The organism is Pantoea wallisii (genome assembly GCF_002095485.1).
GTDB classification, from domain to species: domain Bacteria; phylum Pseudomonadota; class Gammaproteobacteria; order Enterobacterales; family Enterobacteriaceae; genus Pantoea; species Pantoea wallisii.
This window is the reverse complement of the sequence record NZ_MLFS01000008.1, coordinates 23495-36803: the sequence shown is the minus strand read 5'-3', so window position 1 is coordinate 36803 and position 13309 is coordinate 23495. Positions and strand designations below refer to the sequence as shown.

General features: G+C 55.7%; 9 protein-coding genes, 6 tRNA genes, 1 other RNA gene and 2 pseudogenes. 7 read left to right on the top strand and 11 right to left on the bottom strand.

Going from position 1 to position 13309, the window contains the following annotated elements; genetic code table 11:
* The first annotated feature begins 8 nt into the window (after nt 1–8).
* Entirely contained in the window at nt 9–929 is a 921-nt protein-coding gene (locus HA48_RS04630; RefSeq protein WP_128599987.1) for a LysR family transcriptional regulator, read from the top strand.
* Here the strand turns inward: HA48_RS04630 and HA48_RS04625 are convergent.
* The 6 genes from HA48_RS04625 to HA48_RS04600 form a co-directional block, all read right to left on the bottom strand.
* Nucleotides 926–1276: a FlxA-like family protein gene (locus HA48_RS04625; protein ID WP_128599986.1), complete on the bottom strand. Its 351-nt coding sequence runs from the start codon at nt 1274–1276 to the stop codon at nt 926–928. The two genes, HA48_RS04630 and HA48_RS04625, sit on opposite strands and share 4 nt — an antisense overlap.
* Before the next feature lie 179 nt (nt 1277–1455).
* A non-coding RNA gene (locus HA48_RS04620) (RtT sRNA) lies at nt 1456–1592 on the bottom strand.
* Between the two features lie 44 nt (nt 1593–1636).
* Nucleotides 1637–1712 (bottom strand) — tRNA-Lys (locus tag HA48_RS04615).
* 4 nt (nt 1713–1716) lie between these two features.
* Nucleotides 1717–1792 (bottom strand) — tRNA-Val (locus tag HA48_RS04610).
* Nucleotides 1793–1833: 41 nt separating this feature from the next.
* Nucleotides 1834–1909: transfer RNA gene (locus HA48_RS04605), tRNA-Val, on the bottom strand.
* Nucleotides 1910–1946: 37 nt separating this feature from the next.
* Nucleotides 1947–2022, bottom strand: a tRNA-Val gene (locus HA48_RS04600).
* Nucleotides 2023–2306: 284 nt separating this feature from the next.
* Between HA48_RS04600 and gltX the strand changes: the two genes are divergently transcribed.
* A complete protein-coding gene (gene gltX, locus HA48_RS04595; RefSeq protein WP_128599985.1) occupies nt 2307–3728 on the top strand; it encodes a glutamate--tRNA ligase in 1422 nt (473 codons plus the stop codon).
* Between the two features lie 78 nt (nt 3729–3806).
* Here the strand turns inward: gltX and HA48_RS04590 are convergent, their stop codons facing one another.
* Nucleotides 3807–4160, bottom strand: coding sequence for a YfeC-like transcriptional regulator (locus tag HA48_RS04590; RefSeq protein ID WP_128599984.1), 354 nt, complete (start codon nt 4158–4160; stop codon nt 3807–3809).
* A 111-nt stretch (nt 4161–4271) separates the two neighbouring features.
* Nucleotides 4272–5060, bottom strand: a complete 789-nt coding sequence (locus HA48_RS04585) for a formate/nitrite transporter family protein (protein WP_128599983.1) — start codon at nt 5058–5060, stop codon at nt 4272–4274.
* A gap of 362 nt (nt 5061–5422) precedes the next feature.
* Here HA48_RS04585 and HA48_RS04580 point away from each other — a divergent pair.
* Together HA48_RS04580 and HA48_RS04575 are read left to right on the top strand one after the other, a co-directional pair.
* Nucleotides 5423–5498, top strand: a tRNA-Ala gene (locus tag HA48_RS04580).
* A gap of 44 nt (nt 5499–5542) precedes the next feature.
* Nucleotides 5543–5618, top strand: a tRNA-Ala gene (locus HA48_RS04575).
* Between the two features lie 314 nt (nt 5619–5932).
* On the opposite strand, the gene HA48_RS04570 is transcribed toward HA48_RS04575, so the two are convergent.
* Nucleotides 5933–7123: a NupC/NupG family nucleoside CNT transporter gene (locus tag HA48_RS04570; protein ID WP_128599982.1), complete on the bottom strand. Its 1191-nt coding sequence runs from the start codon at nt 7121–7123 to the stop codon at nt 5933–5935.
* Nucleotides 7124–7454: 331 nt separating this feature from the next.
* Between HA48_RS04570 and HA48_RS04565 the strand changes: the two genes are divergently transcribed.
* Nucleotides 7455–8735 (top strand): Nramp family divalent metal transporter, encoded by a 1281-nt coding sequence (locus HA48_RS04565; protein ID WP_279626734.1) that lies wholly within the window; start codon nt 7455–7457, stop codon nt 8733–8735.
* A gap of 51 nt (nt 8736–8786) precedes the next feature.
* Here the strand turns inward: HA48_RS04565 and HA48_RS04560 are convergent, their stop codons facing one another.
* Both HA48_RS04560 and mgrA read right to left on the bottom strand, forming a co-directional pair.
* Nucleotides 8787–9143 (bottom strand): DUF2502 domain-containing protein, encoded by a 357-nt coding sequence (locus HA48_RS04560; protein ID WP_128599980.1) that lies wholly within the window; start codon nt 9141–9143, stop codon nt 8787–8789.
* 156 nt (nt 9144–9299) lie between these two features.
* Nucleotides 9300–10288: pseudogene (gene mgrA / locus HA48_RS04555) on the bottom strand (L-glyceraldehyde 3-phosphate reductase).
* Between the two features lie 213 nt (nt 10289–10501).
* Between mgrA and HA48_RS04550 the strand changes: the two are divergent.
* Both HA48_RS04550 and glk read left to right on the top strand, forming a co-directional pair.
* Nucleotides 10502–12163: an alpha-keto acid decarboxylase family protein gene (locus HA48_RS04550; protein ID WP_128599979.1), complete on the top strand. Its 1662-nt coding sequence runs from the start codon at nt 10502–10504 to the stop codon at nt 12161–12163.
* A 153-nt stretch (nt 12164–12316) separates the two neighbouring features.
* Nucleotides 12317–13281 (top strand): annotated as a pseudogene (gene glk / locus HA48_RS04545) (glucokinase).
* The last annotated feature ends 28 nt before the right edge of the window (nt 13282–13309 follow it).

Genomic DNA, 13309 nt, shown 5'->3' with positions numbered 1-13309 from the left:
CGATTTCGATGAATTACACCTTACGACAGTTACGTACTTTTGTGGCGGTAGCGCGACACGGCAGTTTTAGCCAGGCAGGGCAGGTGATCGGGCTGAGTCAGTCTGCCGTCAGCCACAGCATTAAAGAGCTGGAGAGTGAGATGGGGGTACGCCTGCTGGACCGCACGACGCGTGAAGTGATGCTGACGGAAGCCGGTCAGCAGCTGGCAACGCGTCTGGAGCGGCAGCTGGAGGAGCTGAGCACCACGGTGCAGGATGTGCGCAGCTATGGCGAACAGCGTAGCGGAACGGTGCGCGTTGCGGCCAGCCAGACGCCCTCTGCACACCTGATGCCGCAGTGCCTGGCAAGCAGCCAGCAGCGCTACCCGGAGATTCGTGTCATCCTGCATGATAGGGTGCAGCAGTGGGTGCTACAAAGCGTACGCAATGCCGAAGTAGATTTTGGCATCGTGATCGGGCCATTGCGTGATGCAGATTTCGATGGTGAAGAGATTCTGCAGGAGCCTTTCCTGCTGTTATGCCATCAGGATGATGCGCTGGCACAGGTTGAGCAGGCGCAGTGGTCAATGCTGGCCGGGCGTCGGCTGGTCCTGCAGGATTACGCTTCCGGTAGCCGCATTCTGGTGGATGCCGCGCTTCAGCAGCTGGCGCTGAGTGTGGAGGTGGTGCAAGAGATCGGCCATCCGGCAACGCTCTATCCGATGGTAGAGGCCGGTATCGGTATCAGTATCTTACCCGCGCTGGCGCTGCCTTTGCCTTCCGGACGCCGACTGACGGTGCGCCGACTCTATCCAGAGATCAACCGCAGTTTGATGTTGATTAAGCGTAAAAACCGCTCGCTGACGCCAGCGGCTGAGGCCATCTGGCAGGAGGTGCGCCAGCAGGCCGCGCTGCTGACGCAAAGCCGCACGCTTAATCCGGCGTTTTAAACGTAGACATTGATCTGGTTAGTGTCTGTCGGGCGATTGATGCCGTCGGCTTTTACCTCAGTAATCTCCTGCTTCTCCTGTTTTTGTTCGGTTTTCTCTTTTTCCTGCTGCTGCAACTGCTGAATCTGCGCCTGCAGCATCTGGATCTGCGCGTTGATCGTCTCCTGTTTTTGCGTGCGCTGCTGGTCGGTCAACGTTTTATCTTTTGCCACATCTTTTAATTCATCGTTCAGGCTGGTGATCTGTTTTGTCAGGCTGGCGATTTTTGATGCGCTGCTGTCAGACGTGCTGCCGGAGCCTGAAGTGCTGCCGCTGCCAATTGTGGTACTGGTTGAAATGGTAGTCATTACGTTCTCCTTGCAAATGTGCCTCTCTGTTATCGGAAATACCGGAGCGGGACTTGATGCCAGGGAGTGTTAAGGTTGCGAAAATGTTTTGTCACCATCCGGGAAGGATTGGCATAGCAGAGCAAAATAGGGCAGAGCAGAAACGAAAAAAGCGCCCTGAGGGCGCTTCTTTCTGAATTTGGTGGGTCGTGCAGGATATGCCTCGGCCCATCCGGGGCCTCGCCCTGCGGGTGATGCTGACGCATCAGCCTGAATCGCTCCCGGCGATTCAGTCGAACCTGCTGCAGGTTCTCATCCTGCACGTTACGCTACGGCGCACAGAAACGAAAAAAGCGCCCTGAGGGCGCTTCTTTCTGAATTTGGTGGGTCGTGCAGGATTCGAACCTGCGACCAATTGATTAAAAGTCAACTGCTCTACCAACTGAGCTAACGACCCGAAGTGGTGGGCGATGACGGGCTCGAACCGCCGACCCCCTCCGTGTAAAGGAGATGCTCTACCAACTGAGCTAATCGCCCACTTCGGAACTGCTTAACAAGAGTGTCATCTGACTAAGATATGGTGGGCGATGACGGGCTCGAACCGCCGACCCCCTCCGTGTAAAGGAGATGCTCTACCAACTGAGCTAATCGCCCATATTTTACTCTTGCACACTGCGGACCACTTTAAGAGTGGTGGGTGATGACGGGCTCGAACCGCCGACCCCCTCCGTGTAAAGGAGATGCTCTACCAACTGAGCTAATCACCCCCGCTGTGTGGAGTCGCATTATAGGGATCCTTCAAAGTGAGTCAACGCTTTTTAAAAGCTTTTTAAAAGTTAACTGCGCGTTCGCTTTAAATTTAGACATCATGCAGTGCTTTTAGCCAATGTGCTGGTTTTATTAGCAGAAAAACCTCTTCCTCTCCACGCTGCGGCCGTGACAATGATTGAGGAATCAGCTTCACCTGTTAGAATATGCGCACTGTTTTTTCGCGTTAACCCGTTTTTTTGTCATCCAGACAATAAAACCTGCGCACTTAAGGCAATGCTGAATGAAAATCAAAACCCGCTTCGCACCCAGCCCGACCGGTTACCTGCACGTCGGCGGTGCGCGTACTGCGCTTTACTCCTGGCTCTATGCGCGTCATAACAAGGGCGAATTCGTCCTGCGTATTGAAGATACCGATCTGGAGCGTTCTACCCCGGAAGCCATTGAAGCCATCATGGATGGCATGAACTGGCTGAGCCTCGATTGGGATGAAGGCCCGTACTACCAGACCAAACGTTTTGATCGCTACAACCATGTCATCGACGAGATGCTGGAAGCCGGTACAGCTTATAAATGCTATTGCTCGAAAGAGCGCCTGGAAGCCCTGCGTGAAGAGCAGATGGCGAAGGGTGAGAAGCCGCGTTACGACGGCCGCTGCCGCGATAGCCATGACCATCACGCTGATAATGAACCCTGCGTAGTGCGTTTCCGCAATCCGCAGGAGGGCTCGGTGATCTTTGACGACCAGATCCGTGGCCCGATTGAGTTCAGCAATCAGGAGCTGGATGATCTGATTATCCGCCGTACCGACGGCTCACCAACCTATAACTTCTGTGTGGTGGTGGATGACTGGGATATGGGGATCACGCACGTTATTCGTGGCGAAGACCATATCAATAACACGCCGCGTCAGATCAACATCCTGAAAGCGATCGGTGCAGAGGTGCCAACCTATGCGCACGTCTCCATGATTCTGGGCGATGACGGGAAGAAGCTCTCCAAGCGCCACGGTGCCGTGGGCGTAATGCAGTACCGTGATGACGGCTATCTGCCGGAAGCGCTGCTCAACTACCTGGTGCGTCTTGGCTGGTCACATGGCGATCAGGAGATCTTCAGCGTACCTGAGATGACCGAACTGTTTACGCTGGATGCAGTGAGCAAGTCCGCCAGCGCATTCAACACGGAAAAACTGCAGTGGCTGAACCACCACTACATCAATACGCTGCCGCCAGAGTATGTGGCAACGCAGCTGCAGTGGCACATTGAGCAGCAGAAGATCGATACCCGTACCGGTCCGGAGCTGGCGAAGCTGGTTACACTGCTGGGCGAGCGCTGTAAGACACTGGTCGAAATCGCGGCGTCGTGCCGTTACTTCTATGAAGAGTTTGAGGCCTTTGATGCCGATGCTGCGAAGAAGCACCTGCGTCCGGTAGCGCGTCAGCCGCTGGAAGTGGTACGTGACAAGCTGGCGGCCATCAGTGACAGCGCATGGAGTGCGGAAAATGTGCATCATGCTATTCAGGCGGCAGCGGACGAGCTGGAGCTGGGCATGGGTAAAGTGGGTATGCCGCTGCGCGTCGCCGTAACCGGTGCGGGCCAGTCCCCTGCGCTGGATGTCACGGTTGAAGCCATTGGCCGCAGCCGTAGCGTGGCGCGTATCGAAAAAGCGCTGGCCTTTATTGCAGAGCGCGAAGCGCAGGCATAAGCAGGCAGACGGCAGCCAGCAGGCTGCTGTTATCCGTGCCAGTAACAAAAAAGCCGGAAGCTCACGCTCCCGGCTTTTTTACTCTTCCTGGATTCCCAGTCTCTCCAGCACGCCCCTGATTCCTTCCCGTAACAGCAGTGCCGCCAGTTGTTCCTGTTCGACAGTCGTCATTTGCTGGACAGAATTTATTAATAACGCAGGTAACGTATTTTGCTGCGCACCGTAATTAGCCGCCGGTTCGCTCGCGTGGCGAGTGGACTGAATAAAGCTCTTTACGCGTTCATCAATATGAATCAATCGCGCCTTACCGCCCTGTACACCGGGCTTGGGCGTGGTTGTCCAGTTTTCACGCTTGATCCATTTATTCACCGTCTGCCGACTGTAGCCCGTTTCCAGCGCGAGCTCTTCGGGGGTAAGCCATTCCTTTTTCACGATGCTGTCCCTGTTAAATACATTAGCTCTACATATTACAACAAAACGTTACGGGGAGAAGTAATCCAGGCAGAAAATGCCTTTTGCGGGGTGACAAAAGGCATATTTAGATTACTGCGCTTCGCTAACGGCCGGCTGCTCCGGACGGAAAGCGAGGAAATAGGTGAGGCCAACAAAGATCGCACCGCCCACACCGTTTCCTAAAAATACCGCAATAACATTGGGTAAAAACTCTGCCCAGCTCATCTGACCGGCAAAAATAGCCGCAGGCACGATGAACATGTTGGCGATAACGTGCTGGAAGCCAATGGCCACAAACGCCATTACCGGGAACCACATACCCATAATTTTACCGACCATATCTTTACTGGCAAAAGCCAGCCATACCGCCAGGCAGACCAGCCAGTTACAGCCAATGCCTGAGATGAAAGCGTGCAGGAAGTCAGCATTCACTTTCGCATGGGCAATGGCGACGGTTTTCTTCAGGTAGTCCCCTTCGGTCATGCCCAGCATATGTCCAAAGAACCATGCTACCGCAACGCTGCCAATAAAATTGGCGACGGTGACCCAAAACCAGTTACGCACCACGCTGAAACCGCTAATACGACGGGCAAACCAGGCAATTGGCAGCGTCATCATATTGCCTGTCAGCAGTTCGCCGCCGGCCAGCACGGTAAGAATCAGGCCAACCGGGAACACCGCCGCGCCGAGGAAACTGGAGAACGATCCCCACTCAGCCGGTAACTGGTTAATAACGTGCAGATCAAGCAGGAACCCGGTAGCAATAAATGCACCGGCCATAAAGCCAAGAATTAATAAGGTGGAAACCGGCAGGCGGCTTTTAGCCACGCCAGACTGAATCGCCAGCTGTGCGATCTCTTTTGGTGTATGCAAAGACATAATTCACTTTTCTTTTATTAAACAAGGAGGAAGTGCTGACCGGGCAACGAGTGTTAACCCTGGAGGGTTGTCCGGTTAATTAGCGCGCTAAGTTTTACACGCACCATTAACGAAAACAAGCCTGGCGCTAACATCTTTAACCTGAAATTAACCCCAGGGTGAGCGGTTGTTGAGCTGCTGTTTAATGAAGATCGGACAGAGAAGGGCAGGCGCGCCGTAATACGGCGGAAAAAAGGCCATTGTGGCATCGGGTTGCCGCCTTTTTCAGCGATCGAACACAGAACAGGAATTTGCCGTTGACACTCCAACAGCCGTTTCATATTATGCCGTCCGTCGGGTTAACCCGGCGGTTTTTTCGGTACGGGGCTATAGCTCAGCTGGGAGAGCGCTTGCATGGCATGCAAGAGGTCAGCGGTTCGATCCCGCTTAGCTCCACCAAACCGCTCCCAACGGTTTGAACCGAAGAAATACGTTCCAGATGTGGGGGTATAGCTCAGCTGGGAGAGCGCTTGCATGGCATGCAAGAGGTCAGCGGTTCGATCCCGCTTATCTCCACCAATTCTCTGTTCATCCTGAACATTCGTTGTTTATCCAATCCAGACATTTTTTGTATAGCAGCCAGCTATGGCTTCTCGTTGCGCCTGGCGTATTCATGCTAAAGGCGTTTGCCTGACTTTCGTCACTGACACGTTGTGTTGCCGCTATGCGCCGGGCTATCGGAGTATGGGAATGCGTTACATCTGCCACTGCGATGCTGTACGGGGAATAAAAAGAGGGGATAGCGACGACCCGTCAGAGCCGGTAGCAAACCGGGGTGATAAAGCAGAAGGTTATCAGAAGAGAAGGGCGAGCCGCAGCTCGCCCTTTTTGCATCAGAAGGCCAATACCAGACCGGCAATGGCAGCAGAGAGCACGCTCACCAGCGTTGAACCGTACAGCAGTTTCAGGCCGAAGCGGGATACCACGTTACCCTGCTCTTCATGCAGACCTTTGATCGCACCGGCCACGATGCCGATTGAAGAGAAGTTAGCAAAGGAGACGAGGAACACAGACAGAATCCCTTCCGCATGCGGTGACAGCTGTCCCGCAATCTTCTGCAGGTCCATCATTGCAACAAATTCATTGGAAACCAGCTTGGTCGCCATGATGCTGCCCACCTGCAGGGCTTCACCTGATGGAACGCCCATCACCCAGGCAAACGGATAGAACACGTAGCCCAGCACGCCCTGGAAGCTGATGCCGAAAATAAAGTCAAACAGCGCATTCAGGCCTGAAATCAGCGCGATGAAACCAATCAGCATGGCTGCAACGATAATCGCCACTTTGAAACCGGCCAGGATATATTCGCCCAGCATCTCAAAGAAGCTCTGCCCTTTATGCAGGTCCTGCAGCTGCAAATCCTCTTCGCTGTCGACGCGGTACGGGTTAATCAGCGACAATACGATAAAGGTACTGAACATGTTGAGCACCAGCGCTGCGACCACATACTTCGGCTGCAGCATGGTCATGTAAGCACCCACGATCGACATCGAAACGGTCGACATCGCTGTGGCTGCCATGGTGTACATGCGGCGCTGCGACATCTTGCCAAGGATATCCTTATAGGCGATGAAGTTTTCTGACTGTCCCAGAATCAGAGAGCTGACGGCGTTAAAGGATTCCAGCTTGCCCATGCCGTTCACTTTTGACAGTACGGTTCCGATACCGCGGATGACCCACGGCAGAATGCGGAAATGCTGCAAAATACCGATCAGTGCCGAGATAAAGACAATAGGGCACAAAACATTGAGGAAGAAGAAGGCCAGGCCTTTTTCATTCATATTACCGAACACAAAATTGGTGCCTTCGGCAGCGTACTTCAACAGGTGGTCGAACAGACCCGCAAACCCTTTAACGAAGCCCAGGCCCGCCTCAGAGTTAAGGAAGAACCACGCCAGCAGGACTTCTATCACCAGCAGCTGCACGATGTAACGGATACGGATACTCTTGCGATCGTGGCTGACCAGCAACGCCAGCACGGCGACCACGGCCAGTGCCAACAGGAAGTGCAAAATATGGGACATAGCGGCTCCAAATTTGAGGAGGGTTGTATTTTGGTGCGTATTCTATGTAACGCGTTACTTAAAAACGAGATCAAACCCGCAATATAAGTATTCAGTATCGCCTTTTTTCTCAGAATAGTCTCAGCACTCACAACCTCTTCACAAATCCTTCACAAGAAATATCCACAAAGAGATTGTCTATAATTTGACCCGGGAGTAGAGTGATTGCTGTTGCACATTTTTTAGCAAGGGCTATATTTACTCTGAGGTATAGCAATGGCTATACTTTATAGCACCATCTATTACTGCGATAACTATAATCAAATTTCACTTGCCTTGTAGGGCCGTTAAGCTGCATGGGTCAAACAAGCGTCAGGACAGGGTATCTACTATGTCAGAAAGTCGCACCGCCGAGCGCGCTGCTCGCGGAGCCAGAAAGATCAAACTCGCGCTGCTGGGACCGGCCTTCATCGCGGCCATTGGTTATATCGATCCCGGCAACTTCGCAACCAATATTCAGGCCGGCGCCGCTTACGGTTACAAGCTGCTGTGGGTGGTGGTCTGGGCCAATATCATGGCCATGCTGATTCAGCTGATGTCCGCCAAGCTGGGCATTGCCACCGGTAAAAACCTTGCTGAACATATCCGTGACCGTTTTCCGCGCCCGGCAGTATGGTTCTATTGGGTGCAGGCGGAGATCATCGCCATGGCAACCGACCTGGCGGAGTTTATTGGTGCCGCACTGGGCTTCAAGCTGCTGCTTGGCATCTCGCTTCTGCAGGGTGCGGTATTAACCGGTATTGCCACCTTCCTGATCCTGATGCTGCAAAGCCGCGGGCAAAAGCCGCTGGAGCTGGTGATTGGCGGTTTGCTGCTGTTTGTCGCGGCGGCTTACATTGTCGAGCTGTTTTTCTCGCAGCCAAAAGTAAGCCAGCTGATGGTGGGTATGGCGCTGCCTTCTCTGCCAACCTCTGACGCGGTATTCCTTGCCGCTGGTGTGCTGGGTGCGACCATCATGCCGCATGTTATCTATCTGCACTCGGCGCTGACGCAGCACGGTAACAGAGGCAGCAAGGCGGAGCGTTACTCCTCAACCAAACTCGACGTGGCGATTGCCATGACCATCGCAGGCTTCGTCAATCTGGCGATGATGGCGACGGCGGCGGCTGCGTTCCACTTTAGCGGCCACACCAGCATCGTCGATCTTGATCAGGCTTATCTGACGCTGCAACCGCTGCTGGGCAAAGCTGCGGCAATAGTATTTGGTCTGAGTCTGGTCGCGGCAGGCTTGTCCTCCACCGTCGTGGGCACGCTGGCCGGGCAGGTGGTTATGCAGGGCTTTATCCGCTTTCACATTCCGCTCTGGTTTCGCCGTACTATTACTATGCTGCCATCCTTCATCGTCATCTGGGCAGGCTGGGACCCGACGCGCATCCTGGTGATGAGTCAGGTACTGCTGAGCTTTGGTATCGCGCTGGCGCTCATTCCGCTGCTGTCGTTTACCGGCAACCGCGAGATCATGGGAGATGAGCTGGTGAATTCACGTCTGATGCAAAACGCCGGACGATTGATTGTGGTGCTGGTGGTGGCGCTTAACCTCTACCTGCTGGTGGGCGAAGCGCTGGGCTGGTAAAAACGCGCAAGATAAAAAAATCCCGGTGCGGTTATCGCGCCGGGATTTTTTTTAGTGGTGATGGTGGTCGTGGCGATCGTGGTGACGATCATGGCGATGATCGTGGCGCCAGTGTTCATGACGCTCGCGCTCATGCCAGCGGCGTTCGCGCTCGCGCTCCCAGGCACGGTGACGTTTCCACTCGGCGTGGCGCCACCAGCGGTGATCGTTGTACTGGTAACGGTCATGCCACCAGCGCGGTTCACGCCAGCGACCGCCGTCCCAGTAGTAGCCGCGACGGTCACGATCGCCGAGGTGCAGTGTCACGCCAGGAGCAAGGTTAATGGTGGCGCTATTGGCTTCAGCTGTGTGCATCGCCAGGGGGGATAAGGTTGCCAGCAAAGCGGCAAATAAAATGGCACGTTTCATCGTTTCTCCTTGCGGCAGCATCGAGGCTACCGTTGCGCCAGTGTGCCACATCGGACCAGCCCTACCTTGAGACTTATTCTGAAAAAGTGCAGAAGAGGGGTTAAGCAGAGTTTTGTGCTGGAGGAAACGCCCGATAAAGGCCGGGCGGGTAAACGCTTACACCAGAATTGCGCTAATGGCGTCGATCTCTTGCTGGCTCAGAGCGGATTGACCCAGCATCTCAACGGCATCATCAATTTGCGTCGTCTTACTGGCACCAATCAACACCGACGTGACGCGCGCATCGCGCAGCACCCAGCTCAGCGCCATCTGCGCCAGTTTCTGGCCGCGCTGCTGGGCAATGGCCTGTAGCTGACGCACTTTCTCCATCTTCTCCTGCGTCAGCTGATTCTCATTGAGGAACTTGCTGCCGCTGGCAACGCGTGAATCCTCCGGAATGCCTTGCAGATAGCGATCGGTCAGTACGCCGCCCGCCAGCGGGGAGAAGGCAATGCAGCCCACGCCGTTATCGCCCAGCACATCCAGCAAACCCTGCTCCGGCGCGCGTTCGAACATCGAATAGCGCGGCTGGTGAATCAGGCATGGCGTACCGAGATCGCGCAAAATGGCGATCGCCTCTGCAGCGCGATCTGCCGGATAGTTGGAGAGAGCGGCGTAGAGCGCTTTCCCCTGGCGCACCACCTGATCCAGCGCACACATGGTCTCTTCAAGCGGGTTTCCGGGTCCGGACGGTGATGGTAAAAGATATCCACGTACTCCAGGCCCATGCGTTTCAGGCTCTGATCAAGGCTGGAGATCAGGTATTTACGTGAACCCCAGTCGCCGTACGGACCTTCCCACATGGTGTAACCGGCTTTGGTAGAGATCACCAGTTCATCCCGCAGGCCGTGGAAATCTTCGCGCAGGATACGGCCAAAGTTGCTCTCGGCCGAGCCCGGCGGCGGCCCATAATTGTTGGCGAGATCGAAGTGGGTGATACCGCGATCAAAAGCATGGCGCAGCAGCGCACGACTATTGTCAACGCGCGTGCTGTCGCCAAAGTTGTGCCATAAACCCAGCGAAATAGCGGGTAACTTCAGACCGCTCCGGCCGCTACGACGGTATTGCATCTGCTGATAACGTTCGGGATGGGGAAAAGTACTCATGCAGCATTCCTGTCTCAAAGGGGGAGAAAGTGGCAACAGCTTATCAGTGTATGCGTTTACACCAAGGTGAAACGCGGCAATGATCGCAACTTACAGAATTATCTGCCGTCGTAACGAATCCTTGCCAACGATGAGCGTGCGATGATGGTGAAAATCTCGCCAAATCAGCCACCTCGCTAATACTCCAGATAACCCTTTGCGCTGGAGCTTGCGATGAAAACCCTCAATGTTGGCGACTATCTGTTAAACCGTTTACACCAGGCTGGCATCCGTCATCTGTTTGGCGTGCCTGGCGATTACAACCTGCAGTTTCTTGATAGCGTCATCGATCATCCTGACATCGCCTGGGTAGGCTGCGCCAACGAACTCAACGCCGCTTACGCTGCCGATGGGTACGGACGCTGTAACGGTGCGGCGGCACTGCTCACCACCTTTGGCGTTGGCGAACTCAGCGCCATTAACGGTATTGCAGGCAGCTATGCGGAGTATGTGCCGGTGATTCACATTGTCGGCGCACCGGCCAGCGCAGCGCAGCGTCAGGGTGATTGCGTGCATCACTCACTTGGCGATGGCGATTTCCGCCATTTTTTGCGTATGGCGCAAGAGGTGAGCGCTGCCGCGGCGGTGTTAACGGTGGACAATGCTGTGGCAGAGATTGATCGGGTGATTGATGAGGCGCTGCGCCAGCACCGTCCGGGCTATCTGCTGCTGGCGGTGGATGTCGCTGCGGCGGACGTGACCTTGCCCGCAGAGCGATCGCCGGAAGCGCCGGTCGTGCATGCCTGTGCTGCCGCAGCCTTTGCGGCGGCGGCGGAGCGACTGCTGGCACCGGCACAGCGCGTGGCGTTACTGGCGGATTTCCTGGCCGGCCGCTGGCAGTTGCAGGCGTCACTCGCGCACCTGCGTGAACTGCGCGCGATTCCCGCCGCAACGCTGCTGATGGGGAAAGGCGTGCTAAATGAGCAACAGCCAGGCTATGTCGGAACCTATGCCGCTGAAGGCAGCACAGCCGCGGTACGGGCCGCAATTGAAGAGACGGATGTGACCATCTGCGCAGGCGTGCGGTTTACCGATACGCTCACCGCCGGATTCACCCAGCAGCTGCCGGCTGAACGCCTGATCGATCTGCAGCCGTTTCACGCCACCGTGGCGGGCGAAACCTTTGCACCGCTGAGCATGGCGCAGGCGCTGACCGCACTTTTGCCGATTTATCAACGCCACTGCGCGCACTGGCACACCGCGCCGCCCGCGCTGTATGAGGAAACGGCGCCCACTGCTGCAGCGGTAATCAGTCAGCAGGCATTCTGGCAGGCGATGCAGCGCTTTCTGCAGCCAGGTGATATTATCCTTGCCGATCAAGGCACTGCTGCATTTGGTGCCGCCGCCCTGCGGCTGCCGCAGGGGGCAGAGCTGATCGTTCAGCCGCTGTGGGGATCGATTGGCTATACTTTACCCGCCACCTTTGGCGCGCAAACGGCGCAGCCCGATCGTCGGGTGATTCTGATCATCGGGGATGGGTCGGCACAGCTGACAATTCAGGAGCTGGGCTCTATCCAGCGTGACGGACTGCAGCCGATCATTTTCCTGCTGAATAATGATGGCTATACGGTTGAGCGAGCCATTCATGGCGCAGAGCAGCGCTATAACGATATTGCCCGCTGGAACTGGACAGCACTGCCGCAGGCGATGAGCCTGCAGTGCAGTGCGCAAAGCTGGCGCATCAGTGAAACGGCGCAGCTGGAGGGCGTGCTGGCGCTGCTGGCGCAGCAGCGCTGCCTGTCACTGATTGAGGTGGTGATGGACAAACAGGACCTGCCGCCGCTGCTGCGTAAAGTGACGGCGGCGCTGCATCAGCGGAATAGCCGCACAGTTTAGGACAGTTGCCTCTATACAGCGGCGCGCGCAATCGCCAGGCTGTGCAACGCACTCACTGAACAACGCTCATCGTGCTGGTGGGCGTTGTTGTTTTATTGGCAGGCTCTTATAGTGTCCTGCAATTGTTTATGACCCAAGCGGAGCAGCAGAAGAATGACAAAATACGCCCTGGTCGGCGATGTGGGCGGTACTAACGCTCGCCTCGCGTTGTGTGAGGTGGAAACCGGCACCATCTCCCAGGCCAAAACATTCTCCACATCAGACTACGACAACCTGGAAGCGGTAATTCGTCACTATCTCGACGAGCAGAAACAGGATATCACCCACGGTTGTATCGCCATCGCCTGCCCGATTACCGGCGACTGGGTGGAGATGACCAACCATGACTGGGCGTTCTCCGCCAGCCAGATGAAACAGAGCCTTGGCTTTGAGACGCTGGAGATCATCAACGACTTCACCGCCGTGTCGATGGCGATTCCGATGCTGGCAGAGAGTGATGTCATCCAGTTCGGCGGCAAAACGCCGGTGAAAGATAAGCCGATTGCCATCTATGGCGCGGGTACCGGTCTTGGCGTCAGCATCTGGTGCACGTGGCGCAGCGCTGGGTCAGTCTGCCGGGCGAGGGCGGTCACGTTGATTTTGCCCCGAACAGTGAAGAGGAAGATGCGATTCTGGAAGTGCTGCGCGCTGAGCTCGGTCACGTCTCTGCAGAGCGCGTGCTCTCAGGTGCCGGGCTGGTCAATCTGTACCGGGCGATTGTGAAATCGGATCAGCGTGAGCCGGAAAACCTCAAACCTAAAGATGTCACTGAACGCGCCTTGCAGGATATCTGTATCGACTGCCGCCGCGCGCTGACGCTGTTCTGCGTCATCATGGGCCGCTTTGGCGGGAATCTGGCGTTGAATCTCGGCACCTTTGGCGGCGTGTATATCGCGGGTGGCATTGTGCCGCGCTTCCTGGAGTTCTTTAAAGCGTCAGGCTTCCGCGCCGCCTTTGAAGATAAGGGCCGCTTCCGCGACTATCTGGTTGATATCCCGGTCTACATGATTACGCACGATCAGCCAGGCCTGCTTGGCGCCGGCGCGCACTTGCGTCAGGTGCTCGGCCGTATCCTGTAATTACCGCGGGCGAACGGCGCCTGCCGTT

Bases quoted from the DNA above. Each gene is read 5' to 3' on its own strand.
- HA48_RS04560 (WP_128599980.1), bottom strand. From the start codon at position 9,143: ATGAAACGTGCCATTTTATTTGCCGCTTTGCTGGCAACCTTATCCCCC.
- HA48_RS04570 (WP_128599982.1), bottom strand. From the start codon at position 7,123: ATGTCCCATATTTTGCACTTCCTGTTGGCACTGGCCGTGGTCGCCGTG.
- HA48_RS04630 (WP_128599987.1), top strand. From the start codon at position 9: ATGAATTACACCTTACGACAGTTACGTACTTTTGTGGCGGTAGCGCGA.
- HA48_RS04585 (WP_128599983.1), bottom strand. From the start codon at position 5,060: ATGTCTTTGCATACACCAAAAGAGATCGCACAGCTGGCGATTCAGTCT.
- HA48_RS04625 (WP_128599986.1), bottom strand. From the start codon at position 1,276: ATGACTACCATTTCAACCAGTACCACAATTGGCAGCGGCAGCACTTCA.
- gltX (WP_128599985.1), top strand. From the start codon at position 2,307: ATGAAAATCAAAACCCGCTTCGCACCCAGCCCGACCGGTTACCTGCAC.
- HA48_RS04550 (WP_128599979.1), top strand. From the start codon at position 10,502: ATGAAAACCCTCAATGTTGGCGACTATCTGTTAAACCGTTTACACCAG.